We start from the raw sequence: 26,281 nt of genomic DNA, 5'->3' as shown, positions 1-26,281 counted from the left end.
AATGAGGCCAAAAGAGGTAATACAAAATTGGGTGGAAACCTTTAACCAAGGAAACGCTGAAAAGCTTTCGGAGTTTTATCATGATGACGCCGTTAATCATCAAGTGGCCAATCAACCCGTTGTTGGAAAAATGGCGATCCGGGAAATGTTTGAAAATGAATTTAGCCAAGCAGACATGACATGCCTTATTGAGCACATTTTTGAGGATAACGATTGGGGCATTTTGGAATGGAAAGACCCTCTGGGACTCTGTGGCTGTGGTTTCTTTAAAATTGAGGACGGGAAAATAAGATTTCAAAGGGGATATTGGGATAAGCTTTCATTTTTAAGACAACATAACTTACCAATGCCGCGAGAATAAAAAGTAGGATAACCCTAAGATTTCGGACGAAAATACTGCCGGGACCATGGGCAGTATTTTTATAAATTTAACCCTATAAATTCAATGACATATGAAAAATTACCAACTCGTGATAGCAGTACTAGTTTTGCTGCTGATACATGCTTGTAAAGAAACCTCGATAGATCAGAAAGCAGAAGCCGAAAAACTTATGCAACTTTCCAAGGCCTGGTCTCAATCCGTAAAAGGCAGGAATGTGGAAGAAATGATATCCTACTGGGCGGATGATGCTATTCTCATGTCACCCAATGAAGCGGCTGTTGTTGGAATAGATTCCCTCAGAGCAATGGTTCAGCGTTCCTTACAAATTCCGGGTTTTGATATTGGCTGGAACCCGCAGGAGGCCTACGTCTCAAAAAGTGGGGACTTAGGATATGTTATCATAAAAAATTACATGACCATGCCCGTTGATACATTAGGCAACACTAGAACGATATTCAACAAAGGGGTAGAAATCTGGAAAAAACAGACCGATGGTTCTTGGAAAAATGTAATTGATATAAGTAACTCCGATCCATCGATCAAATCAATCGATTAAGGTCAAAGCATTGGCTTTAACGTTCAAAAAGAGTCGCTTTTACAAACCTATTCGCAAAACCCCTGTGCCTAATTGAACTAAAACCTACAGAGCAAAAGAAGGATGTCTAAAATAAAACTGTATATCGCCACAAGCCTTGACGGATTTATTGCCAGGGAAGATGGTTCATTGGATTGGTTATATGCGTTACCAAATCCGAATCAGATTGACCATGGCTATGCCGACTTTTTCGAAAGTATCGATACCATAATAATGGGAAAAGGCACTTACGAAGAAATTTTGGGTTTTGGCGTTGAATGGCCCTATTCAAATTGTCAGACGTATATTTTGACCACGGACAAAAATTTCAAGGCTAAAACGGAGAAAACGAAAATAATCCATCAAGTAAATAACCCGGTGGTTGAACAAATGAAGTCCAATGCCGATAAAGATATTTGGATTGTCGGAGGGGGAAAAACGATAACCCACTTTATTGATCTTGAACTGATTGACGAAATGATTTTATGTCTCATACCAACAATTCTAGGAAAGGGAATCAAACTGTTCCCCAATAATCCCAAAGAAACCACATTTGAACTTCGTAAATCCGAAACGTTTGAAACAGGAGTTGTGAATTTGACCTACGAACGAAAAAACAACTAAGACAAAAATGGCCATACTGCGTCCCTCCCGAATAAAAGGGATTGAGGTGAAATTATAGTAAAGACCATGGTGCTTTATTTGACGTAACAGATTGCGATTAAACTTTAGCTTAAATCAGTCGACAAGTATGAGATTGGTAATTACCATTTCCATTGTTCTGGTCCTATTGATCAATTCCTGTAATTCCAAAACAAGGGATACTACCAGACCCAACATAGTGATTATAAACATCGATGATATGGGATGGAAGGATGTTGGGTTTATGGGAAGTGAATATTACGAGACACCCTATATCGATAGTTTGGCGGCCTCTGGAATGATTTTCACCAATGGCTATGCAGCCGCAGCAAATTGTGCTCCAAGTAGGGCATGTTTAATGACCGGACTATGGACACCCCGTCATGGGGTATATACGGTTGGAACCTCTGAAAGGGGGGCTTCAAAATACCGAAAACTAATCCCAACCGCAAATACCGAAACATTGGCAAAAAAACATGAAATCATACCAAAGGTATTAAGGGAACAGGGTTACAAGACCTGTCATGCGGGAAAATGGCATTTAAGCGATAATCCTTTGGAATATGGTTTTGACCTCAACATTGGCGGGGGACACAACGGCCATCCGAAAAGTTATTATCCACCCTATGAAAATGTTAAAATCAAAGCGGGTAAAAATGATTATTTGACTGATTTGATCATGGAAAAGACGATGGCGTTTATTGATACGGTATCGTCCCCGTTTTTTCTGTATTATGCGCCTTATGCAGTGCATACCCCGATTGCTCCAGTAGAGAATTTGATTGATAAATACCGTCAAAAACCGGGCTCAAATGGTCAGAATAATGTGGAATATGCCACTATGGTCGAAAATCTTGATAGGAACATTGGATTATTGATTGCAAAAATGAGGAATACGGAAATGCTGGATAATACCTTGATTGTTTTTACCTCTGATAATGGTGGACTCTATGGCGTAACCAAACAACGGCCTCTACGCGCAGGTAAAGGCAGTTACTATGAAGGAGGGATTCGAGAACCCTTTTTCTTTGTCTTTGAGGACCGGATAATGGCAAATTCAGAGAGTGATATTCCCATTTCCAATCTGGATATATTCCCCACGATTTTAAAATATACAGGAATCCATAATTCTAGGTTACAACTCGATGGTAACGATCTATCTCCAATTTTAGAGGGAAAAGTAGCGGAATTAAACCGTCCTCTTTATTGGCATTTTCCTATTTATTTGCAAGCCTATGACACCTCTGACAATGAAACCCGGGATTCTTTATTCAGAACGCGCCCAGGTTCCGTATTAAGAAACGGAGATTGGAAGCTACATTATTATTTTGAAAATAATGATGTGGAACTCTATAACTTAGCACAAGACATTGGGGAAAGGACCAATCTTGCATTAGAGGAACCCAAGAGGAAAGATGAAATGTTGAACGATCTAAAGAGCTGGTGGAAAAAAACAAAAGCTCCGATACCCACTAAGTTGAATCCTGAGTACAGAGATTAGTCCAAGAAAAGAGAGACGAAATAGGGGCTATAATTTACCGGCCCGATTGACGGGCAAATAATCGCAATTCATCAACTTCAAACCCATGAACCATCGGCAGTTGGATTTGAGATGCCCCGACAAGTGGTGCCCTTAGCTTATTCAGATGTTCAGGTCATTGGAGGCAGGAATCATAGTCTAGACCGTTGAACACCGGCCAAATAAAATAGGAACAAAATGAAACCAAATTGTATTACTATCGTAATCCCTGTGTTTCTTTTTTCTTGTTCCGATGTTTCCAAGAAGAATTTAGAGAGAGCCGAATCCAAGCAGTACAAAAAGGGAATCCATACCAGGACCATAGGGGAATAAGCTTTAGGTATTTTGATTGTTTGGCCATTGCGTATTATATTTCAGCAGTTTCAAAGTTGGGAGAAAAAGAGACTCGACCCGTACCAGTGCCAGTTTCTGCTTATACATTTTCAATTGAGTAAACGGGCTATGTACCACTCTACGTAATACTATAAAGTACCTTAATAATGGCATCAAACAAACAATTGGCCAAGCGATTTAGAGAAGTAACCTTAAACGGAAAATGGATTGCAAATACAAATTTGCACGATCAACTCCGTGATATTACCCTGGAACAGGCCTTGACCCAAATCGCCGATTTGAATACTATGGCCCAACTGACTTTTCACTTAAACTATTATATTTCAGGTGTACTGAATGTACTCGAAGGGGGTAAACTGGAAATTCGGGATAAATTTAGCTTTGACTTGCCCAAAATGAATTCGGAACAAGAATGGAATGCCCTTAAAGCCGACCTTTTTTCAAATTCGGAGAAGTTTGCCGAGCATATTGAGCTCCTATCGGAAGAAAAGCTGAATGCTGATTTTGTGAAAACGGACTACGGTGATTTCCGAAGAAATATTGAAGGTATGATTGAACATTCCTATTATCATTTAGGCCAGATCGTATTACTTAAAAAAATGGTTGCCCAATTATATGGAAAGCAATGACGTTAGGCTCAAAATAAACATGTTAAGTTTTCCATACACTTGCTGTCCAAAAAAGAAAATTGCAGGTGTTTAGTCACTTGAAATTTTTGTTTTTGAAACGTTGGGCCACCCCAAAATCAAGGTCGTGTTAGGTATTACTGATCAAAGCGACCTAAGGAAAAGGATTTACACTACAATTCCATAGTTAATCCATAATTTTGCCAAATAGAAGGTGTATCCTTCCAAGTATTCAATGAAAAAGAAAAAACTATGAGGTCATCACTTATTTTACTGCTTAGCCTCGCCTATATCACCGGGGCTTGCCAGACAAAATCCGAATCAAAAGAGGATAATTCCACGTACCCAATTCAAAGGACGGATGCGGAGTGGAAGAATATTCTTTCGGACGAGCAATTTTACATTCTACGCCGGCAGGGTACGGAATATGCTTTTTCCGGGGCCTATTGGGACAATAAGAAAAAAGGGACATATTATTCGGCCGCTACGGGCCAGCCTTTGTTCAGCTCCGAGCATAAGTATAAATCCGGCACCGGATGGCCCAGCTTCTACAAGCCAATTGATGAAAATGCCGTAAAGGAGATTGTTGACAAAAGTCACGGCATGGTCCGTACGGAAGTAGTTGATAGTGGAAGCGGTTCACATCTGGGCCACGTATTTAATGATGGTCCGGCACCAACCGGATTACGGTATTGTATGAATTCCGCTTCCTTGATATTTGTGGCGGACGGAGAGGAATTGCCGGCAATTGTAAAGGAGTGGAAAGATACCTATGGGGAATAGTTCTTCCTAATGAATAAGGTTGACCTAAATAATATTTAAAAGGCCAACCTTGTTGGTATTTTCCGTTTTTTACAATAGATTTTTCCTTGCGCTTCAAAAGGCCCCTCACTTAGAAATAAGCTTTCCTCTATTTGCTCTTCATGTTGGTTTGCGGTTGAAAAACTTGATTGCTGCCTTGGCACACCGCCCGGCCCAAAAACCGAAAATGTCGGATTACAAAGTCTAGAATACCATGGCAGCAAACCGATAAAATCTTACATTTATCTTCGTGAGTAAATCACCTCCCAGCCTAAAATCAAGCTTCGCAAGTCCGTTTGTTTTTTTTGGCCAGGTCGTGGCTACTGTTATTAGAAATGAAAGATTACATATATTTCTTAATTTTTCTGTTGTCAATTTCCTGTCAGAGAAATGGGGAAAATATCGATTTGGAGCAACATTTTCAAAAGCTCTATGAAAAAGGCCTCTTCAATGGGGCGATTATAGTAACCGAAAATGATAGTGTACTGCTATCAAAAGGATTTGGTTATGCGGACTTTGAGCTTCAAAATCCATTTGAAACCAACACACCCATGGACACTGGTTCAATTACCAAAACCTTTACGGCGCTGGCAATGATAATGTTGGCCGGTTCAAATGAAATTGATTTAAATACCCCTGTACATACTTTTATTCAAGATTTCCCTTATCCCTCCATAACAATTCGTCATTTATTGGAACAAACTTCTGGAATTGTATCGGATGATTACGTTTTTAATAGAGCGCAAAAAGGTGTCCCCTTAAGTAATGGAACATTTCTGGATTTTCTGATCAAGGATAAGCCAAAATTAGAATTTGTTCCAGGGAGTCAGTTTATGTACAATGGATTTAACCACCGTCTTCTTGCCATTGTAATTGAGAACATCAGTAAGGTTTCATATGAAGAATTCATTGGAACAAAAATTGCGGTACCGCTTGGCCTGGAAGATTGGTTTCTTAGATCGGCCCGGCTAAAGGATTTACCAAAAAATCGCGCTTTGGGTTATACAAAAGAAGGAGGTACTTTACGCACATATGATTCCGTTGATTTTGAGGCATTCTATGGCGATTGCAATCTGTTTTTTTCAGCCGAGGATTTATCAAAGTGGAGTGAATCCTTCATTTCAAATTCTCTTTATCCCGGACAGAGTTTAACGATGGCGCTAAACTCCAAGAGTTCGTTAAGTGATTTCAATATTCTTCATTGGTACAGTCTAGTTGACCAGAGAAAGTATCATTTCACCGGGGATTGGAAAGGATTTTATACCATGGTCTATTTTGACATTGACAGGAAGAGATCGATAATCCATTTGAACAATACCAATATGGCACATTGGCTTAGACCTACCATTACAAGAAATATAAATCAGTATTTAAACGATGGCAGTATTCCCGATTGGCAACATCCACGGCCCTTGGATCTTAAAAACGAAGAGATAACAGGCAGTTATTATTCAAATGAAAACCGAATTGCTCAAATTGGAGATAACAAGGGTATCCTTAAAATTTATGTGAACGATCATTCCGTAAGCCTTTTCAAATTAGAGTCTGATTTTTATTATGCCCCGGGAATTGACTTATGGGTGTGGTTTACGAAAGACCAAAGAGAAAGGGTAATAATTCATTGTTCGTCAATTTATGAACTAAATAAGGGTTTCAAACAAAGCGACCTACCATGACGATGATTTGTACTTTAAAGACTGACGGATTGGGAATTCTTGCTGGCTTTAAACTTGCGAACCATTAAAGACCTCTGTAGGAGAGTTCTTAGGTTACATCTTAATAATCATATCATATTCCGCCGCAGTTGCTATCACTTTATCGATGATTTCCGAAGCAAGCGATTTGTCACTCGCATTTTCTTCATTTTCAGGAATACCCATTTGCTCAAAAAAATCCCTAAACCCTTTAGGACTGTGAATATTCACCCATTTGCAGGGCCTATCACTTTTATTGGAGAATGTGTGTAAGGTTTTGGGTGGAACGTCAACCGATTCGCCCGCCTTAACTATCATGGTATCGCCATTTACCATAAACTCCATTTCACCCTCAATGATCAGGAAGGATTCCTTAAAAGAATTGTGCAAATGTGGTGGAGGACCTTGTACCTTAGCCGGTGTTTCCGCTACCATTAAATCATAGTCGCCTGTAGTTTCATGAGGCGTTACCTTATGGCCAAGCACCCATTTTGTGTTGGTGGAATTCATTTTATGAGATTTTTGTCTCACAAACATAAGTGTAAATTTTTATTCATCCAAATTTTATGAGATATTTGTCTTATGAAAGAAAATTACATCAACACGGGCCGGACAAATCAAAAAATCGAGACCAGAGGTAAAATTCTAATCAGTGCCCAATATTTTTTAAACAAGGGGTTAGAGTTTAATTTAGAGGATATTGCCAAAAGAACCGGAGTGTCTAGGGCCACTATCTATAGATACTTTTCCAATGTTGACGTGTTGGCTACGGAAGCAGCACTGGATATCAGCACCAAAAGTCCGACAGCGGTTTTTGAAAATCTTCATGGAAAGACCATTGGGGATAAGGTTCTTGAAATACAGGACTACTATAACACACTTGCCACAAACCATGAAAAGTTATTTCGAAAATACATTAGCACCGTTTTGAATTCAGGCACTGCAACACCAAAAAGAGGGGCAAGAAGAAAAAAAACCTTGCAATTGGTCTTTGAAAGGGCGAATTATACACCCAAGGAAAAAAAGGATCTTTCAAATCTGCTCACAATTTTAATGGGAATTGAACCCCTAATAGTGACTAAAGATGTTTGTGGATTAAATAATGAAGAATCGTTTGAACTTTTAAAATGGGGTATGGAACTGCTACTGGAGGGTTTTAACAATTCCAAAAAATAGTTGGTCGGCCACCGGGCTGCAATTTATCATCGTGTTCTTACTATCTTTAAACCTTTCGATCAGTATCCCAATGGCTATCGGTAGGTTGAATTACAAGCAGATAATTTGCTTCGTTTTATGCCTTCCCCTCTTGAGTACTCAGAACCCTAGGAGGCAGGAATCATGGCCGAAGCAGCTAAAGCAGGCAAAAGAAAAACTATGATAAAAAAGACCCCTTTGGCACTCATCATCTTTTTGATGATTCTTACTCGTGGATACTCACAAAACATTGAGACCTTACGGCAGAAAATTGAGGGTATCGCAAATTCCAAAAACGCGGTGGTCGGGGTCGCAATTAATGGGATGGAAGTCAAGGATACGCTAAGTATCAACGGTCAAAGACACTTTCCAATGCAAAGCGTCTTTAAGTTTCCTATTGCATTGACGATTTTATCCGAAATAGATAAAGGCAACCTTTCCCTCGACCAAAAAATTGATATCAAGAAAAGTGAGTTATTACCCGGACTATGGAGTCCGATACGGGAAGAATATCTTGAAGGTGGCACATTAACCATAGCTGAAATTATAGAATATACCGTCGCCCTTAGTGACAATGTTGGTTGTGATGCGTTGTTAAGACTTCTTGGAAAACCCCAAGCCGTCGAGAATTATTTTTTGAATCTTGGTTTTAAGGATTTTGCCGTTAAGATAAATGAGGAAACCATGCAAAGCAATTGGGATTTACAATTTCAAAATTGGACAACACCAAAAGAAGCTAACCGGATCCTGGCCACATTTTATGAAAATAAAAACGGATTACTTTCTAAGGAAAGTCATGATTTTATATGGAACATCATGAAAGGAACCAAAACAGGCAAGAACCGATTAAGGGGACAATTGCCAAAAGAAACACTAGTTGCGCATAAAACAGGCTGGTCAGGAGCTCATAAGGAAACAGGGATAACCGCCGCAGTAAACAATATCGGAATTGTCTTTCTACCTAACGGGCAATACTTTGCCATAAGTGTTTTTGTCACTGAATCCGTAGAAAGTCTTGAAACTAACGAGAAATTGATAGCTGATATCTCCAAAGCCACTTGGGATTATTTTATGGACCAACAGCAATAGAGTATCCAGATTAAGTGTTTGAACCTGCCAGCAGGTGACGTGTGTACAAATTACAGCGGTTTAATCAATAAAGCGAAAATATATACATAAAACGAAGTTCAGTTCCACCGAAAGGTTATGGCTAAAAATCCCCAACTAAACATAGACAAGACCATTAACAACAATACAAGAAATATGAGAACAAAGTTAGCCTTAGCGTGCATCTCTATCCTGATCCTTTATTCGTGTTGTAATTCAACCAAGGTTAAAACGGATTCCGAAACAACAAAAATTGCCTTTGGTTCTTGTGGTCATGAAGACCATCCACTTCCGATATTCAATGCCGTAACCGGACATAATCCCGATTTATTCATTTTTTTGGGCGATAATATCTACGGTGACACCAAAAACATGGATACGCTCCGGGCAAAGTATCAACTGTTGGGTACTAAACCATCCTATAAAAACCTAAAGGGGGAGGTACCAATTATTGCAACCTGGGATGATCATGATTACGGATGGAACGATACCGGAAAATCCTATCCATATAAGGAAGAGTCAAAACAAATATTCCTCGACTTCTTTGAAGAACCGGAATCTTCGGAACGGAGAAAACATAATGGCATATACCATTCTTATCTCTATGACTATGGAGATTATACACTTCAAATACTATTACTTGATGGTAGAACCTTTAGAGATGATTTAAAGCCATATGGGGGAGAATACGACCATGATGAAAGATATGATTTTTACCGGAAAGACTATGCGCCACATATAGAGTCAACCCCAACATTATTGGGTGAGGAACAATGGAATTGGTTGGAAAAAGAGTTACAGGTGCCTGCCGATATAAGGATTATTGGCTCAGGAACTCAATTCGGAATCGAATGGAATGGATATGAGGCATGGGCCAACTTCCCTCACGAAAGGAAACGAATGCTAGATCTGATCAAAAGGACAAAAGCAAATGGTGTACTGTTTATTTCTGGAGATGTTCATTATTCTGAAATATCCAAACTAGAGACTGACTTTTATCCCATCTTTGATTTTACCTCAAGCGGTCTTTCCTCTACTTGGAAATTTGCAGCTCCTAACAAAAACAGGATTGAAGGCCCTATAATGGACAATCACTTTGGGTTAATAACGATTCATTGGAAGGGTGAGGATACCGAGCTTATCATGGAGACTTGGGATATCAACGATAATCAAAGAATAGAACATACCATACTCCTGAAATCAATTCAATTTAAGGAGTAAATACTGATGCTAATGCTGTATCTTATGAAAAGTTGTAATTAAAAATCTACCGAAGATAATTAATAGGTACTTTTCACATTATACCACCTTTCCCCCGATACCACGCGCCACGCCTCCTATGCATTGTGCTCTGCACTTTTTAGGGAAGGCCATAATTCTTTGGTAAAAGATTTTCCATCTACGAAAACAAATAGTACTACACATTCACTAAAAACCAACAACACAAAACCCATTCCCCAAAAAAACAAAAGCAAGCTATGTTTTATGCTTGCTTGGTTTTCAACTTTTTGTTGATTCATTCGTGACCGCGGGAGGATTCGAACTCTTAAATATCTGATAATTCTGACTCTTATATATATTGGTTAATTTTTAATTAATACAAGTTAAAATCCATATTTACAGTATCTTATAAATCAACTTGTAACTCTAAATAGTTTTAAAGAAATTGAAATAGATGGTAAAATTGTTGGCTAAATGTCGGCTAACTTTTCTATCTTTGGAATGTTCAACGTTTTTAACATGCCCATTTCATTTCTAGTTCAGAGCAAGAAAAATCCTGCTCCAATCTACATTAGGGTTACCGAAGGTAAAGATATAGATACCAAGGTCCGGACCAAATATGTAGTAGACCCTGCCAGGTTTTCAAAAAATACCGTTCGAAATTTTAGTGTTCCGAAAAGTGCTGATGCCACCATAAAAGCAAGGATAATTAAGAATAATGAAAATCTATCCGTTCTCCGGAACAATCTTGAAAATCTTAGAGGGAAAGTTAGCACTTTGCTAAATCAAAGGGAGGGCAATGAAACCATTAATGCCGACTGGTTGAGAAATGCGATTAAACCCATAGACGAATCCAATAAATTACCCAATAATTTGATTTCTTTTTTTGAAGACTACCATGAATTTAAAAATGATAGCCTGAAAAAAGGAACTATTAAAAATAATAATGTTGTCAAGTCTCGGGTAATTGAGTTTCAAAAAGACTTTGGAATCGTAACAATAGATAAAGTAAATAAAAGATTCAGTCTCGCTTTTCAAAAGTGGTGTCGTAATAAAGGATATGATCACAATACTATGTTCAAATCTTTAAAGACCATAAAGATGATTTGCAGACACGCCAAAGATCGAGGTGCAACCACAAGTTACGAACTAGATAGTATTACAAAAGGTTTGAGATATAAGTATGTAGAACCAGTGTTTTTAACCTTCGATGAGATTAATAGAATTATTGCGAAGCCTATGCCATCAGAACGGTTGGAGATAGCTAAGGATTGGTTAATCATAAGTTGTGATACTGCTGCCAGGGTCTCTGACTTCATGAGATTTACGGTAGATAAAATTGTTGAAATGGAAGGCATTAGATTCATTGACATCACTCAGGTTAAAACTGATTCCCAAGTACTAATACCTATTACGCCGGCCGTGGACAACATTCTTAAGAAAAGAAACAATCAATTTCCTCCATTATTTTCCGAGAATGAACAAAGCAATCAGGCAATGTACAATAGGCTTATTAAGAAGGTATGCCGCAAAGCTGGTATAAACGAAATCGTCACTGCAAAAATCAGAAATACTGAGACCAATCGATATGAAGTCAAAGAAATAGAGAAGCATTTAGCTGTCAGTTCACATATCGGACGTCGATCATATGCGACAAACTATTATGGGAAAATACCCACTCCACTATTAATAAGTGCAACCGGGCACAGTTCAGAAGCGCAGTTCTTACGTTATGTAAGGAAAAAAGGCACCCATAATGCTCTTGCGCTTGCAAAGGCCATGAGGGCATTGTCGATACAAAATGGACAAGAGCCTAAATTAGAATTAATAAAAAATGTAGCAAATAAATAGAATTATGAAATTAACAAAAGAAGAACACAGGCTATTAATTAGCCGAATTGTTAATGATACTATTATTCATGAGCGAATGTGCAATGGAATAAACTATATGCTAAATTCAATTTCTGAAACTGAAGACAATGAGGTTGGGCCTATTTATTTTGGTATTGATACAGCAATTGACCTAATGGGGTTTATGGGGAAGAGGGAGAATTATGAAGTCATGAAAAAGTTTTATCATTTTTTCTTGGACCAGATAAAAATGGATTTGGATACACCGGTCAATGAAAGAAAAGCAGTAATCGATCTTGCCAGTGAAATAGTAGATGAATGGTTTAATATACGCAGGACATACAAAGCCCAGCTAAATTGATAAACAGACATTTTTTATAAGATTGACGAAATATTTGACATAATTCAGGATCCAAGAAATGTAGTTTAATGATTGTGAAAAAGGTTTCAAATAACAAAAATATATGGACGCTCAAACCGCTTACAACATTATCAAACAACTAGATTTATCACAAAAGGATGTATTGGAACTCATATCTCTTTTAGAAGGTGCTAAGCCAAAGAGAAAAGGAAGAAAGCCCGTGATTTCAGTTGCCTGGGCGAAGAAGGATTTTAAAAATAGGTTGAACAATGGATTATCGAGACAGCAATTGACCTAATGGGATTTATTGTATAAAGTGATAATTATCAATGCATGTATAAATTTTATTGTTGTTTCTCGATTACGTATAACTAGATTTGAAAACACCAATTGGTGAATGAAAAGTTGCAATAGAAATTCTACTGAGATGGTAAAAGAATGGTTTAATATGTGCAGGGACCGCAATGCCTAGTAAAATTTATTAATGGATATTTTTCACAAGATTGACGAAATATTTGACATAATTCAGGATCCAAGAAATGTAGACCCTGATGACTTTGCAGAATTCTACCCTAATGAGGGACAACTAGGAAATAATAAAAATCTAACAAAGAAAGAAATCAGCGCATTATTCCAAACAAGAAATATATTTAAAAAGCCATCTAATTGGTCCGGGTATAAACCTTTGTATTCAAAATATCATTTATTAGTAGCACTTTGTAAGAAGATGACTTCCGAAGACTTAGATACTGTTTGTGGATACTTTGCTAGTCGTTGTATAAAGAATAATTCCACATTTATAATGGATTTTTGGGAGATTGATGGGATTCTCCCAAAAAAAGAAATTGGGGAATTGATAGGAATGTACACAGTGTTTTTTAAGAACATTTTAGGAGAACTTTCTCTTGATATGGAAAATGCCATTCCCCATAAAGTATATTCTGGCTCCGATAAAATTACCATTCAAAAAAGTTTATCAAGTAAACCGACTGCGGCACTCACCTTAGTGAAACTGATTGCAGAAGGTAATCTTAAATTTTCGAAAATACCGGCCACTCGAAAACCAGGTAAAAAAGATATCGAATATAATTATTTTGGCAAAAAATACTACGAAGGACAGGAAGTCTCCGATCAAATTGGTGAAGATTATAACTTGGATGAGAAGACTATTGCTAACTTTCGTCAGTATGTTACCGACACTGGTACTTGGTTTATGTCTACGGTCCGACGAGAATATGGTGGGAAAAACTTATTTGGACCCGCTATTGCTAATTTGATTAAAAACCTGAATTACCTAATTGAAACTGATGATAGTTTGAAACCAGCTAAAAGTTTTCTTGAGCTTTTAGAAGAGTTGGCAATGCACGATCATTGTGAAAGTCCGATAAAAAAAGAATCTTTACTGACTATTTTAAACCATTTGAATCAAAAATGAACTGGTTCAATAGATGGTTCACTTCAAATGAGTGCCAAATTTGTAGGGTAATCAAAACACCTTGCAAATGTCTGGTACAATTCAATTCATAAACACAACACCTGAAGAACTTTTAGAAGAGGTTGACAAAAGACTGGAAGAAAAACTGGAAATTATTAAAAAAAATTTCCAACCTAAGGAGCCTACCCAGTATGTAACCAGAAATTATGTTGCAGAGGAAATGCTCTTCTGCGATTTAAGCACCGTGCATAATTTGACTGTCAGGGGTATTCTCAAAAAATATGGTATTGGCGGTCGAGTTCTCTACAAAAGACGCGAGGTTGAAGACGCAATTATTGCTTTGGACAAGTAATACTAAACATTCATTTTTTAAATATAGATCTATGGGAATTCAAAAATTTGTTAAGAGTAGCTTTGAACCAGTTCTTATCCATATCGACAAGGGAACTATTCATGAAAAGTTAAGAGTCGCTAGAGAAAAGGAGGTTGTGTTGCAATCCATAGTAAGGGTATGCGAATCATTTTTGAAAAGAAAACTGAATGCAGATGAGAAAATCAAGGTTTTAAAGGAAAAGTTTGAAGGTGTTTGTTTACTGCTTAAAGAACAAATGGGTCTGCCAAATGCGGATACTGACACAATATTGAAATTATACGGAGATGAAGGCAAAGAGGTAAAGAAAATCTTTGCGGATAATTTCAAGCTAAATGTTTATGATTTAGACTCCTACAAAATCACTGCAAATGGTTTTAGATTAAAGAAAGAAGCAATAGAGCAAATTGAAAAGTTAGGATATTATTATACCTCTAGCGACAAAGGAAATGAAGCCTTGAAAATTGCGCGAACATTCATAGAAACATACAACGACGGTGTAGATAATGGCTTTATATCCAAATTAAGAAGAGATGATTTTATAAAATCTCTGGATGACCTGTGTATGCGTGGAACAACGTCAGAGGGCAATCCTGGAGCACAATTAAATTATGCGAAAATTAGCAGAATAAGATAATCTTAGATTATAAGAGGCTTCGAAAAATTAAATTGCTCCATTTGTTTCGCTTCCATCAAAAATTAAAAAAGGCACCTTCTTGGTGCCTTTTGTAAACGATGTTCAAACGTTTTAACATACTGGCCGGTGGCCAAGTAGTTTATTCCCCAAAGATAGTAAAAACTGGTGATAGATTTTCTCAAACTAGTGGTAAGGGACCTGGATGAGGTTGGTCGAATTTGGGAGGATTCAAGATTGATATTTTACAGTCACATACAGACTTTAAATCATATGGATTGGGAAAGTATACGAACAAGAGAAAAAAAAATTTACAAAGGCATACTATTCTGCAAGTTTGAACATAAAATGGAAATATTGTTGTCACCACATTATTATAGAAACAACAATGTGCATAACGCGGACGATTTTAGGGCATTAGATTGTATAAGCACTATCAGGGAAATTGGAGATTTATTTAGAATTAAATCGTTGGAAAAGTGGCAAATAATTAACATTGAGTATGGATTGAATTTTGTTTTGTCCAATTACGGTAAAGAATTAGTGGTTTTTGCTGAATATTGGAAAAAGACACCGTTTAGGTATGACACCGAACTTGCCTATTCCAAAAAATCATACGTGGTAAAGAAAAACGGCGCTGCTAATACCTATAAAATAATCAAATTGTATTGCAAGCATTCTCAATTCCCAGAATATTGTGAACGCGACACGATCCGGATAGAAATAAAATCAAAACAATCAAAGTATATGGAACGTATAGGACTAGCACATCTTGGTCATTTGCTCGATTCTAAACCATATCTATTAATGAAACAAGAATTAATTCAATTATCGCGCGAACTCTTGATTCTCGATCAGAAAACAGGTTTTGAAAACCTAAGCCTGAGAGAAACAAGAAAACTAAAAGAGTATTTAAATACTCATACGTGGTACACTTCTCTTCAAAAATCAACAAATGAATTTTATAAAAAGAAACAACGCTATTTTAATCTGCTAAACATTACGGGCAGAAACATCCATTATGGATTACAAAAAAGGGTGACCCAAAAGATGGATTTTCTTTGCAATGTAGAATTCGAAAAGGGGTTAAATTCGACAGCTTTGTCTAAAAACGAAAAGGGGTTAAATTCGAGTAATAATATAATTGGAATTTCAACCCCTTTGGGTAATTCATTCTCGAAATGTAAAGTAACAGATATATATCTCGAGCATGAAGGGGCGGGAGCAATCTATATTCGAACTACTACTTTGAGATTTCTCCAAAAGAAACAACCAGAGATATTTCAGCAATTGAGATTAGATTTATTGCCTGCCAATAAAAATAAACACCCAAAATATGAAAAAGACCTCATATCCCATATGGCCAAACAGGTTCGCAATCGTTATTACAACGCTAAAAGAAAAGGGCAGGGAGGTTTACTTAAGCAGTACAAAAATCAAATTGCCGCCAAGAAGAATTTTAATACTATTCGAAATTCAGGACACATGTAAATGGAAACTATTATTAAACTAAGATTAAAAAGGGCCATCATTGAGAGTGATACAACTAGATTGGCAGATGGGAGAATTCTAGTAAATAATATCAATAATCTAAGTAATCTAATACTTGATGATTATGGAGAATTATTCAACTATGAGTGTATAAAATATATCCTCTATAAGTTTTATAAAAGAGGGTATAGAAAGACCTACATTGAGAAAAACAAATTAAATGATTTAATAGATTGTGTTTGCAGGGAGTTAGGTACCACTCGTAATCAATTAATTCAGGAGATTGAGATATAACAATGGTACAACGAATAAGGTACTGTAAACTGAAATTTAGAGCCCCGCAATACGTTGCGCACGCCGTTCTTTTTGCACTTGACACGGATTTCAAAAAGTGTCACGAAAAGTGTCCCATTTTCTAGGTTTTTTTTCAACAAATGTGACAATAATTAAGTTTTAACTAAATAACATAATAATATGTTTCTTAAACCGAATGATTTAGCAAGTGCAATGGGTATCAAACCAGATACCCTAAGAAAGCATATCCAAAGAAAAAAGTTATTCAGGTCTGGAAAAGTGATTGATACAGAATTCCCAGCCAATCACGAATATATAATGGAGCAAACAGCGGGTAAAGGGTTAAATCTGGGCTTGATTCCAAAAGATTCCAAATCCTCAAAACAGAAAATGGATATATTACCAACAATCTCTGATAACCCATCTATCGAAACACCTATAAAACCGAAACCAAGTAAACATGAAAAGTTGGGAATTCAAAAAAAGGAAGCTGAGCTCTTAAAAATAAAAAAGGACACCGAATTTAGGGAATTCCAATTAAGAAAAATACAAGGAAAACTTCTTCCAGTGGATTTAGTGGAAAGGATTTTTACGGTGAATATTCAGACCGTTTTTAGAAGTTTTGAAACCGAAGCGGAAAATGTGGCTTCCATTTATTGTGATATCCTGGGGGGTGATAGTTCACATCAAGCTGAGATGACAAAACAGATGAAAGATCAGTTGCAAGTGTCTATAGATTATTCCAAGGATAGAGCAGCAAAAGAAATCAAATCAGCGATTGAGTCTTATTGCGAGGTGCTCAGCCGCGGTGAAAGAAAATGAATTTTTTGATGAATATGACCGTTACATATCTTCATAGTATTGATATTGAGTACCATGGCCAAACCTTGATTACTGATATTGATGATTGTCTAATACATACTACACAGAGTATTAAGGATTGTGACCTGGACAAACGTTCCTTTTGGTTTGACGATGGTATTTACAGTTTGTACAAAGATGAGGTAATGAGTAACGCTGAATTTACTGCATGGGGATATGAATTCTTAAACCACTCTACAAAGGCAACCTTCAATGAGGTTATTTTGCTAACTGCTGCTGGTGATAGGCTTGCAGCGATAAAAAAGAAGTTCTTTTTTAATGATTCCAAAGTTTTGGATTCTGTTAAGGTTATTGAAGGTTGTGCAGATACCAAAAAAATTGAATTTCTAAACGATTTTACCGACCCATGTATTTATGTCGATGACAAGCCGCAAGTGGTTTATGGAATTAAAAACCCATTGGTCAAATCCATCTTGTTCAAACTCAAATAATTTATCAACAGAGTTTATATTTGGAATACTGAAAAAGAAATACAAGAGGGTTAGTATAATTCAGTTCGTTCAGACAATAATCTTAGGTCATTCACTGAGATGATACGGTGAGGTTCTCCGTCATGTTCCACAAAACCGTAAGGCTATTTGGAAACGAAAAGACGTAAGACACCTACATCCAAAACCTTTGCTATTTCTTCCAGCATCCCTTTTTATTATGTCTTATGAAAGTAAAGCCCCTTTGACCACTAAAGTCATAATGCTCAACGTACCTTGAGATAAATTAATCCTAAATACTATGTCAATTGATTTGGGCCGATTAATATTTATCATGGATTGTCATCTAAAAAACAGGAAACCGGTATATGGTCACTTGTCCTTGTCTTGATAATGGAACCGGCGTTTGCCCTTTGGAACGCCTGATGCTCCACTTCGCCATTGCCACCGTTGACCTGTAGGGAAAGGCTCCCGTTTACAAGGGGCTGGCTAATGAAGATATGGTCCAATAGCAAGGGGTTCTGGCTTGCCGGGATGTTCAGGATCTTGTCGCGGAACTTCGCGGTCCACCGCAGATCTTTCTTGAAATCGAACAGGGCATGGTTCATGTATCTTTCGGCCTCCAGTACCTCCCCCTGGAGGTTCTGTATCAGATCGAAGAAAAGATATTGGTATTCAAAATAACGCTGTCCAGGACCATCGTTTCCGTCTCCTAACACCATTATTCCCGGATTGGTCAGCTGGTCGAACTTGGCGTTGATGTACTGTCTAATGTTCCGGGCCTCCGTAGCGAGCTTCACACGTGCTTTCAATGCCGTCTCAAGAAAAGTTCCCGTTAGGTTCCCGTCCTGGTCCCTGGTAATGGTTGAGTTGTTTATCTTGGATTTCAGGTGTATCCCAATGAACTCTATCTCCTCGCCGTTGTCCAATTCGTAGATTATTACCTGGGGCAACCTGTAATGGCTGTGATCAGTTGGCTTTATCTGCCCCCAATAGTTGACGTTCCAGTTTTTCTTGCCCACGAAATCATACCATACCTGGGCCTCCTGTAGCCTGCATTTGGAAAGGATCATCGGTTTTACCACGAACCACATCCATTGTGTACCCTTTATATCGTAATCGTCGTCCCTGTCGCCAATATTGTCGTTGGGGCCTTTGAGCATAACCGGTACCCATTGGTCGTTCAGGACTGTACTACAGAAATCCACAATGCCCTGTTCCCCTTTGGGGCCTTCCACGATCGCGAGGATATCCGGCTCTATATCGCTAATGGTCTCCTCCACCCTCCTTCTCCGGTCGAGTTCATGGGCGGTAGGGTTGTTATCGATCAATCTATTACTGTTCTTGATGTTCCAGGTGGTTACTTTTAATGACATGATGCAGCGTTTAAGTTTTATATTCCTCATTGAAAGGGGGCCGCTATCAAAAAAAGAGGAGTCTTTATTGCCTATATAAGTTACGTAAAATCGTGAATCTTAAAAGTGTAATCGACTAAACCAACTTGATTTTGGATTAACTGTATCCGACAAAGAGGAGCCTCATTTTTTCGGTGGGTTTTGTTGGTATTTTAGCTATGAAAACCATAGGTTTTTGGAGATATTCGATATAGATGAAAATCCTAAAATTCTGTATATTAGGAATTCCAAACACCAAACCGGATGCTAAAGGACAGAGTAGATTTATATAAGGAATTAGAGGAAAAGAGGAATTCCAAATTAATGGTCTACATTACCAGTGATAGGCCGAATCTTGGAACCCAGATAGCTTCCGATATTTTAAGCCCTTTTACCGAGCACTTGGACAAAATCGGGGATGTGGAAAAAATCAGTCTCTATATTTATACTAGAGGCGGGAACACCTTGGCTGCATGGACTTTGGTGAATTTAATTAGAAACTTCTGCAAGGATTTTGAGGTAATAATCCCATTTAACTGCCATAGTGCCGGAACATTGATTTCTCTAGGGGCCAATAGGATAGTAATGACGAAACAAGCAACGCTTGGCCCGATTGATCCAAGTGTCAACGGTCCATTAAACCCCGAGGTACCAGGAGCAAATAATCCAAATTCAAAAGTTCCGGTAAGCGTGGAATTTGTCGATGCATACCTTCAAATGGCCAGGACAGAACTTGGTATAAGAAATGAAAAATACCTTTCCGATGTCCTGATTGAACTTAGCGACCACATACATCCACTGACACTTGGACAAGTTTACAAGTCCAAGTCTCAGATTCAGATGCTCGCAAAGAAACTTTTGGAGTACCATGAAATCAAGGAAATAAATAAGGATGGCGTAATAAAGTTCCTATGTTCGGAATCCGGATCTCATGATTATACCATGCACAGGAACGAGGCAAGAAGCCTTGGGCTGAATATCGAAACCCCAGATATGGATTTTTATAAATGTATAAAAAGCATTTACGATGATATTGAAAATGAGCTTCAGATAAGAACGGCATTCAATCCAAATGTGGTTATCGGAGATAAGAAACAAGCAAGTTATCAATTAAGAAGGGCATTGATTGAGAGTTTAGAACTTGGATGCGATGTCTTTGTAAGCGAAGGAAAATTGACCAAAACAGAAATAAAGACGGATCCCAACAACATTCAAACAATAATACAGGACCAACGCACGTTTGAAGGTTGGAGGCAGGAGAATATCTAGAAAATTACTAACTTTGCTAATAATAGGGATATGGCTAACACCGGATACACATCAGCTTCAGCTATCTTTGATTTGACGGCTATTGAGAACCCATTCTATGAAACTACTTCTAGAAGGGATTCTTTCATTGAAGAAATGAAAAATGGGCAGGTAATTGTCCATAATCGATTATTGGAACCGAAAAAATTCGAGGATTCTATTTAAAAGTATTATACAAAATGCTTTAAGCCCCTGGAGAAGGGGCTTTTTTATGCCCTGATTTTTCCACCTACCGGAATATCCTGCTATCGAAGCTAAGTGCTGCAAGTATATATCTAATGCCGGTTGAGTCCTATGAGATATTTTATTTAAACTATTTTCGTGGAAAGACCGAATTTGAATTTTCCTTCAAGTATTACGTTCTCGTTATAAAATGACATAATGAATGTATTTTCCCTACCAACAATCGCGTCCCTGCAGGAAATTCTAATTTCTATAGATTGAGTATGGTCGGATAAAATATTTTCAACCTCTCTAGGAAGTTTAATTATACAGGTGTTGTTTCTATGTTCCTTTCTAAATGAGCTGAAAAATCCGTTAACTGAATGAATATAATCGATATCAATTGGCAGATCCTTTACTTTCTTGATGGTTCCATCTGGAACCGACATCATCTGCGGGGCCAAAACTAGAATTTTAACATCTCTAATGCTTGAAATCGATAGATTTACGAATTTGAAATAATACTCATACTTCTTTTTCTTCACCTTATATTTTGCGATTCTACCACTTATCCTTAAATGCGGCGCAAATGTATTCTGTACAAGGAAAAATATAAATGTAAATAAGAATGCTCCAAAAAGCTCGTTCGCCAAATTATCATAAGTAAGTTGGCCATTAGTTATAATGTAAATAGCTACTCCTATAGCGAGTATGGGGACTATCAATCTGCCAATTATTCTCATTTTTCTTTTAAATTATACCCAGCAAAGAAATAAAGATTAGGACATTTACCCTTAATGTATGGAATCAATATAAGAAATCTTTGATGTTTCATTTTCTATACGGATCCCATCTATCAATTCTCATCGAAATCAAATAGGTTTTTATTCCTAGGTAAAGAAATGGAAGAACAAAAATTAGATATAAATAATTATCAATTAGAACGATTGCCACCAAGAAACTTGTGATAAAAGGAACTAGGAGCCAAACTATTATCTTTAGGAGTTTTGACCAATTATCTTCAAAAAAACCAATCCAGAAAAAATCATAGTCAGTTTTGGAAGGGGACAACTTGATTACCTTTAGCATGTGTGATATTACATAAATGAAAAATATAAGTGTGAATATGATATAAACATAGCCAATTGACGAGTTTTGAATCTCAATCCCAATTATTTTAGATTTTTCCCCAAGAATTTTATCTTTTACTTCATCCCTCCATAACTCATTGAACGATCCAATTGTTCGATATTTGATCATTTCCCAGTTTTTTCTCAACCATTTTTTAGATTCAAGGTATTCTTCTATTTGGATGGTTTCAAAAGTGAGTGAGCTAATGTTGCATTTGCATCTTACATTGATCGCAGTACCTGGCATAATGTTTAAATTACTGGCTTTCGTCATTCTCAATCTTGCCACATTCATAGTAATGTAACTAGATCCGGTTTTTTGAATTATACTATCAAAAGATGCAACCGAATATATTCTCTCGTTTGTTGGGATCAAACTATTTTTACTTTGCTGTGGCTTACAACCAAAAAACCTTGTTGGATAAAAAACGGTGGTAGTGTTAAGAATTGCTTTTACGGCATTTTCAACTTTAGAAGTGTCTGTAATTCTACTATAATGTGGAACTCTAAAAAACACAAATTCCTTATTATTTTTACCGCCCCAATTTAAGTTAAGATCAAAGCTCTTCTGGAATGCATTGCTTATTGAATCTTTAATATTATTGAATTCATCAGGTAATCTATCTCTTCTCAAATCATAAATCAGTTTATGTGGATTTGAATTGAAGGACTGAATATCTCTGTTCAAACCGTCTAATTCTCTAATTGGTGTATTATTCTCCCAAGTTCTTATTCCAAGATAAGAGATGAGTAAAGAAAACCCAATAAAGACGAGATGAACACCTCTTAGCTCTTTTTCATATTTTTCAAAGCCCTTGGACATTTTAAACCTACTACTAAACTTTTATTCATAACTTAAAATTTAGGTCATGAAAAAGTTCCGCTTGTATAATATTCAAACAAGATAAGAAATCCTTGAGTGCTATGCTAGTTCCTTCTTTGGTCTATAGGTGTATTTTCGCTCAAATCAAATTCGGTAAGGGTGACCGAAATGTTTGGTCCTTAAGATTTTGTAGGAGTGGTAGTAATCGTTAATTTATTTTTTAGTATCTGTGAGGGTACCACTTATAACATACTTAATAAATTCTTTCCCTAATTCCGTAGTAAATACTGATGGCTCGACATAACTATTATCATAGAGGATATAATCACCGACTCCAAAGCCTTTCAATTCACCGTCAGTAGAAATCAGCCCTTTGTTTATCAAGTCTGTGCAGTAATACTTAAATACATCCTTGGTTACTATGATTTTATTTGGATAGCTATTGTATTTTTCGTAAAATTTATCGTAGCTCTCAATTCTTTCCAATAGTTCCTTTGAATCCCTAATAAACCTAAGTACGATTAACTGAATTGAAGAAACATTGACGAGAAAATCCATAAATAGCCGATTGTTACTTGTTTCATAATGCTCTTTGTTAACTATTGAATCAACAAATATATTGGCCAGCGACTTCCTTAGTTGTGTTTCCCTGATGTCCATAGAATTACGCCAAAAATCTTTATTGAAGTCGTAGAAGTCTTCACCTTGTAAATATTGCTCATTAATTTGGCTATTCTCCAGAGCACTTACCTTTTCTTTGAGTATTTCTACGGTTTCATAAATTCTTTTTTGTTGAACCCTGTTAGGAATTTCAAACAACAATTCATTCATCAGAGGGCCGATTAAAGGCACAATGCCGATGGAGCCTTTGATAACCGCCTCGTGTAATTCTCCTTCACCGGTGGATTCGCTCAGTATTTCAATTGGCGATTTTCTTGTATTTTCCCCCATACCCAATTAAACTTAATGGTTCCTTGCATTCTTTTTGCTAATCTCTATTCAAAAGTTCAGTTTTCGTTTCCAAAAGTGATTTTCCTAAAACATCGAGTTTATATTCATTTGCTTCGTTTATTTGGATATGTCCAAGTAGATTCTTTAAATCTTCAATGTTTTCCTTGGTTAATAATTCAGGGGAATTTGCAACTTTCATCAAATCCTCACTTTTAATGTTTTTTCCGAAAATTGATATTAAAAACTGATATGGAGTTTGTTCTTTTTCTAAAATCTTCTTCTGAACTAGTGCATCATTTGGCACAAAAATGGAAAGATTGATTAACTTTGCATCAACAAACCAATTATTAATTACACCTTCAGATTCCTGGTAAAAGTAGCCATTAACACTCGCTACGGGAAAAGTTGCCACCGTTTTTATTGGCATTTCCGTGTAGGTCTGCAACGAAATTTTCCTAACATGGAAGCCAGTAGATAGATAAACAGCACGAACCTTATTTTTGTATCTATCATTGTATTTCTTTGCTATTGATTCAATTGAATCATGTAGTATTTTCAGTCGTGAGGTGCCTAGAATCTCATAGTTTAATTTAGCATAATCTTTTGAGGCCATACTAGCCGTTACCATGGAAACAGCAGATATTTCCGTACTGAATTCTTTATTTACAAAATATTTAAAAATGATATCCCCTTGATCTATTATTTCACTTTTGGCGTTATATCTATCTAAATTTATTAATCCTCCTTCGGTTAAACTATCCTTTCCGACTTCAAGCCATATGATCCCAAGTCCTCCAATTAAATAGTTTTTATAACGCTCCGGATTTTTTAATGTAACCCATGAATAATCATCTTTGTATGACAATGCTTTCACTTCATCCGACTTACTGGTTCCATTGGACACCTTTAAATTCCCTAACTGTTTTAACTTATCTGATTTTAGGTCTAATTCAGCCTTCAAACTATCAAGTTGTGACTGTTTATTGCCAATTTGTTCGTTCAAATTTCCTTTTACCTTATTATGTTCCTTAAGTGTAACACAGCTTTGAAACACACAACAAATTGCAAAAAAAACAAATAATTCTTTCATGGATATTGGCCTTTTGTAACTACTAAAAATACCAAATCCTTGTTAAAATCTTGTTTTATTATAGGTAAAGAAATTGTAAAACTTCAGAATTTACATCTATAGTTAACAATCCTCCAACCTCTAAAAAGCTTGGGCCTATAGGTGTATTTTCCTATATCACTGACAACGGCAAAAACCAACGAAATTCCCACCATATTATGTTCCCTTGGCCAATAGGTGTTCCCAAAAATCCTTTTCGGGCATATTATCGGTCAATTTGGCCAATTTCTTCCCTTCCAGATATATCAGATAATCGAGTTGACCTGAATGTTTGGAGCCCTCGATCTTCCCCCTGGTCTTTATAATCCCCATAATCCGGTTCTCCAATGATACTACGTTCATTGTCGTCTGGTACTGCTCCAATGTCATATTGGGCATACCACGTGCCTTTATGAGTTTGGATAGATAGAGGGTATATTTCATGGATATCATCCTAATTATTGGATATTATCCTAATTTAGAAAAGAATTCAATCCGCTACGGGACTTTAACATAGTCCGGGATAAATTCATTCGATCGATCTGGGAGTTTTCTTAATCCCCGGGTTTTGCTACATTGTACCTATGTGTTATTCAGCAGCATTGGCAACAAAACGAAAGCGATTGGAGGAACATTATGGTGTACAGGGCAAACTACCCTAAACGTTACCAATGACGATATGTACCGGCACCATATCAATGGATTTGGCAAACAGTATTTCAATGACAGGAAAATGGTTTCGCCACACCCTATCATTTAGTAAAAACCCATAAAGTAACTAACACTAAATGATGGCCATATCGATAGAACATCCTTCAGGCTGATTTGAGCAAAAACAGTCTTTTTAATCCATTCAGAAAGTATTTGAACCAAAAATGAACCGGTTCAATCAGGGAGTTCATCTAGCAAATATTAATATTTGTCTTGCTTAATCAGTTAAAAACTCAGCACAAAAATCATTAAATAGTAAGAATGAAAAAACCAGCAGTATCTGAAGAAATGGCCATAGATGAACTTTCGGTGTTCTTAAAAAAGTATAAGAAAAGAGAATTTCGAAAAGGTCAAATGACCAATGATAGAATCCTTGATGAATATCCAAATATAATCGATGCTATCATGGATGGCTTTTTAGTATTTGAGGATGCGGGACCAAAGCTGACCCTACGCGAACCAATAGAAACCGAGACTAAAGATAAGGAGCTTGGAGTGTACAACGTTGCCTTCCGGACCAGGGTAAAACCTAGTGATCAGGCTCGCATTATGGATGGTATCAACATTCAGACCCAACAGGCAAAGTACGTTCTCAAATTCTTGTCCTACGTAACCGGTTTGAGCTCTGGTGAAATAGACAAATTGGGCAAAGAGGACTATGATACCATCAATCAGTTATGTTCGGTTTTTTAGAAGGGTGGTCAGTTGACAATTTAAAGGCAATGATAGTATCAGTTGTAAGATACACCCATTGGCCGCCCGAAACGATCGATAAATTATATATCGATGATTTAGACCACCATGGCCTTTTGTATTGGTACAATGATGCCAAAG

At 37.0% G+C, this 26,281-nt stretch carries 31 protein-coding genes; 24 read left to right on the top strand and 7 right to left on the bottom strand.

The window, feature by feature from the left end; translation table 11 throughout:
* The first annotated feature begins 1 nt into the window (after nt 1).
* From Q0993_RS01470 to Q0993_RS01435, 8 genes are all read left to right on the top strand, one after another.
* Complete coding sequence (locus tag Q0993_RS01470) at nt 2–361, top strand: ester cyclase (protein WP_299529107.1); 360 nt, start codon at nt 2–4, stop codon at nt 359–361.
* A gap of 109 nt (nt 362–470) precedes the next feature.
* Complete coding sequence (locus Q0993_RS01465; protein WP_299529105.1) at nt 471–938, top strand: DUF4440 domain-containing protein; 468 nt, start codon at nt 471–473, stop codon at nt 936–938.
* A gap of 102 nt (nt 939–1,040) precedes the next feature.
* Nucleotides 1,041–1,580, top strand: a complete 540-nt coding sequence (locus tag Q0993_RS01460) for a dihydrofolate reductase family protein (protein ID WP_299529103.1) — start codon at nt 1,041–1,043, stop codon at nt 1,578–1,580.
* A 127-nt stretch (nt 1,581–1,707) separates the two neighbouring features.
* On the top strand, nt 1,708–3,099 hold the full coding sequence (locus Q0993_RS01455; RefSeq protein WP_299529101.1) for a sulfatase: 1,392 nt from the start codon (nt 1,708–1,710) through the stop codon (nt 3,097–3,099).
* 216 nt (nt 3,100–3,315) lie between these two features.
* On the top strand, nt 3,316–3,450 hold the full coding sequence (locus Q0993_RS01450; protein WP_299529099.1) for a hypothetical protein: 135 nt from the start codon (nt 3,316–3,318) through the stop codon (nt 3,448–3,450).
* Between the two features lie 167 nt (nt 3,451–3,617).
* Entirely contained in the window at nt 3,618–4,100 is a 483-nt protein-coding gene (locus tag Q0993_RS01445) for a DinB family protein (protein WP_299529097.1), read from the top strand.
* Between the two features lie 249 nt (nt 4,101–4,349).
* A complete protein-coding gene (gene msrB / locus Q0993_RS01440) occupies nt 4,350–4,880 on the top strand; it encodes a peptide-methionine (R)-S-oxide reductase MsrB (protein ID WP_299529095.1) in 531 nt (176 codons plus the stop codon).
* A 353-nt stretch (nt 4,881–5,233) separates the two neighbouring features.
* The gene (locus Q0993_RS01435) at nt 5,234–6,574 is read left to right on the top strand and encodes a serine hydrolase (RefSeq protein WP_299529093.1); all 1,341 of its coding nucleotides are present in this window, start codon (nt 5,234–5,236) and stop codon (nt 6,572–6,574) included.
* 93 nt (nt 6,575–6,667) lie between these two features.
* On the opposite strand, the gene Q0993_RS01430 is transcribed toward Q0993_RS01435, so the two are convergent.
* Complete coding sequence (locus Q0993_RS01430; protein WP_299529091.1) at nt 6,668–7,102, bottom strand: cupin domain-containing protein; 435 nt, start codon at nt 7,100–7,102, stop codon at nt 6,668–6,670.
* A gap of 72 nt (nt 7,103–7,174) precedes the next feature.
* Between Q0993_RS01430 and Q0993_RS01425 the strand changes: the two genes are divergently transcribed.
* The 13 genes from Q0993_RS01425 (at nt 7,175) to Q0993_RS01365 (ending at nt 17,863) form a co-directional block, all read left to right on the top strand.
* Nucleotides 7,175–7,768, top strand: coding sequence for a TetR/AcrR family transcriptional regulator (locus Q0993_RS01425; protein ID WP_299529089.1), 594 nt, complete (start codon nt 7,175–7,177; stop codon nt 7,766–7,768).
* A gap of 198 nt (nt 7,769–7,966) precedes the next feature.
* Complete coding sequence (gene bla / locus Q0993_RS01420; protein WP_299529087.1) at nt 7,967–8,875, top strand: class A beta-lactamase, subclass A2; 909 nt, start codon at nt 7,967–7,969, stop codon at nt 8,873–8,875.
* Between the two features lie 174 nt (nt 8,876–9,049).
* Entirely contained in the window at nt 9,050–10,114 is a 1,065-nt protein-coding gene (locus Q0993_RS01415; RefSeq protein WP_299529085.1) for an alkaline phosphatase D family protein, read from the top strand.
* A gap of 474 nt (nt 10,115–10,588) precedes the next feature.
* Nucleotides 10,589–11,965: a phage integrase SAM-like domain-containing protein gene (locus tag Q0993_RS01410; protein ID WP_299529082.1), complete on the top strand. Its 1,377-nt coding sequence runs from the start codon at nt 10,589–10,591 to the stop codon at nt 11,963–11,965.
* Nucleotides 11,966–11,969: 4 nt separating this feature from the next.
* Entirely contained in the window at nt 11,970–12,326 is a 357-nt protein-coding gene (locus tag Q0993_RS01405; RefSeq protein ID WP_299529081.1) for a hypothetical protein, read from the top strand.
* Between the two features lie 103 nt (nt 12,327–12,429).
* Nucleotides 12,430–12,624 (top strand): hypothetical protein, encoded by a 195-nt coding sequence (locus tag Q0993_RS01400; RefSeq protein ID WP_299529079.1) that lies wholly within the window; start codon nt 12,430–12,432, stop codon nt 12,622–12,624.
* A gap of 186 nt (nt 12,625–12,810) precedes the next feature.
* Complete coding sequence (locus Q0993_RS01395) at nt 12,811–13,761, top strand: hypothetical protein (RefSeq protein ID WP_299529077.1); 951 nt, start codon at nt 12,811–12,813, stop codon at nt 13,759–13,761.
* Nucleotides 13,762–13,828: 67 nt separating this feature from the next.
* Nucleotides 13,829–14,113: a DNA-binding protein gene (locus tag Q0993_RS01390; protein WP_299529075.1), complete on the top strand. Its 285-nt coding sequence runs from the start codon at nt 13,829–13,831 to the stop codon at nt 14,111–14,113.
* Nucleotides 14,114–14,144: 31 nt separating this feature from the next.
* Nucleotides 14,145–14,768, top strand: coding sequence for a hypothetical protein (locus Q0993_RS01385; RefSeq protein WP_299529073.1), 624 nt, complete (start codon nt 14,145–14,147; stop codon nt 14,766–14,768).
* A 270-nt stretch (nt 14,769–15,038) separates the two neighbouring features.
* Nucleotides 15,039–16,256 carry a hypothetical protein gene (locus Q0993_RS01380; protein ID WP_299529071.1) on the top strand — a complete coding sequence of 406 codons (1,218 nt, stop codon included), beginning with the start codon at nt 15,039–15,041 and terminating at the stop codon, nt 16,254–16,256.
* On the top strand, nt 16,257–16,550 hold the full coding sequence (locus tag Q0993_RS01375; RefSeq protein ID WP_299529069.1) for a hypothetical protein: 294 nt from the start codon (nt 16,257–16,259) through the stop codon (nt 16,548–16,550).
* A gap of 180 nt (nt 16,551–16,730) precedes the next feature.
* The gene (locus Q0993_RS01370; protein WP_299529067.1) at nt 16,731–17,372 is read left to right on the top strand and encodes a hypothetical protein; all 642 of its coding nucleotides are present in this window, start codon (nt 16,731–16,733) and stop codon (nt 17,370–17,372) included.
* 8 nt (nt 17,373–17,380) lie between these two features.
* Nucleotides 17,381–17,863: a hypothetical protein gene (locus Q0993_RS01365; RefSeq protein ID WP_299529065.1), complete on the top strand. Its 483-nt coding sequence runs from the start codon at nt 17,381–17,383 to the stop codon at nt 17,861–17,863.
* A gap of 329 nt (nt 17,864–18,192) precedes the next feature.
* Here the strand turns inward: Q0993_RS01365 and Q0993_RS01360 are convergent, their stop codons facing one another.
* The gene (locus Q0993_RS01360; RefSeq protein WP_299529063.1) at nt 18,193–19,236 is read right to left on the bottom strand and encodes a hypothetical protein; all 1,044 of its coding nucleotides are present in this window, start codon (nt 19,234–19,236) and stop codon (nt 18,193–18,195) included.
* A gap of 282 nt (nt 19,237–19,518) precedes the next feature.
* On the opposite strand from Q0993_RS01360, the gene Q0993_RS01355 reads away from it, so the two are divergent.
* The gene (locus Q0993_RS01355; protein WP_299529061.1) at nt 19,519–20,523 is read left to right on the top strand and encodes a serine protease; all 1,005 of its coding nucleotides are present in this window, start codon (nt 19,519–19,521) and stop codon (nt 20,521–20,523) included.
* A gap of 30 nt (nt 20,524–20,553) precedes the next feature.
* On the top strand, nt 20,554–20,727 hold the full coding sequence (locus Q0993_RS01350) for a hypothetical protein (RefSeq protein ID WP_299529059.1): 174 nt from the start codon (nt 20,554–20,556) through the stop codon (nt 20,725–20,727).
* Between the two features lie 143 nt (nt 20,728–20,870).
* Here the strand turns inward: Q0993_RS01350 and Q0993_RS01345 are convergent, their stop codons facing one another.
* The 5 genes from Q0993_RS01345 to Q0993_RS01325 all read right to left on the bottom strand — a co-directional run bounded on the left by Q0993_RS01345 (nt 20,871) and on the right by Q0993_RS01325 (nt 25,180).
* The gene (locus tag Q0993_RS01345) at nt 20,871–21,467 is read right to left on the bottom strand and encodes a hypothetical protein (RefSeq protein WP_299529057.1); all 597 of its coding nucleotides are present in this window, start codon (nt 21,465–21,467) and stop codon (nt 20,871–20,873) included.
* A gap of 88 nt (nt 21,468–21,555) precedes the next feature.
* Nucleotides 21,556–22,677, bottom strand: coding sequence for a hypothetical protein (locus Q0993_RS01340; protein ID WP_299529055.1), 1,122 nt, complete (start codon nt 22,675–22,677; stop codon nt 21,556–21,558).
* 213 nt (nt 22,678–22,890) lie between these two features.
* Nucleotides 22,891–23,628 (bottom strand): hypothetical protein, encoded by a 738-nt coding sequence (locus tag Q0993_RS01335; protein ID WP_299529054.1) that lies wholly within the window; start codon nt 23,626–23,628, stop codon nt 22,891–22,893.
* A 37-nt stretch (nt 23,629–23,665) separates the two neighbouring features.
* Entirely contained in the window at nt 23,666–24,718 is a 1,053-nt protein-coding gene (locus Q0993_RS01330) for a hypothetical protein (RefSeq protein WP_299529053.1), read from the bottom strand.
* Nucleotides 24,719–24,913: 195 nt separating this feature from the next.
* On the bottom strand, nt 24,914–25,180 hold the full coding sequence (locus Q0993_RS01325; protein ID WP_299529052.1) for a hypothetical protein: 267 nt from the start codon (nt 25,178–25,180) through the stop codon (nt 24,914–24,916).
* A 528-nt stretch (nt 25,181–25,708) separates the two neighbouring features.
* Between Q0993_RS01325 and Q0993_RS01320 the strand changes: the two genes are divergently transcribed.
* Entirely contained in the window at nt 25,709–26,140 is a 432-nt protein-coding gene (locus tag Q0993_RS01320) for a hypothetical protein (protein ID WP_299529051.1), read from the top strand.
* Nucleotides 26,141–26,281: the final 141 nt, after the last annotated feature.

Origin of the sequence: Ulvibacterium sp. (assembly GCF_028285715.1) — a bacterium.
Taxonomy (GTDB): Bacteria; Bacteroidota; Bacteroidia; order Flavobacteriales; family Flavobacteriaceae; genus Ulvibacterium.
Note: the sequence above shows the minus strand (reverse complement) of the source record. Positions and strands in the feature narration are given on the sequence as shown.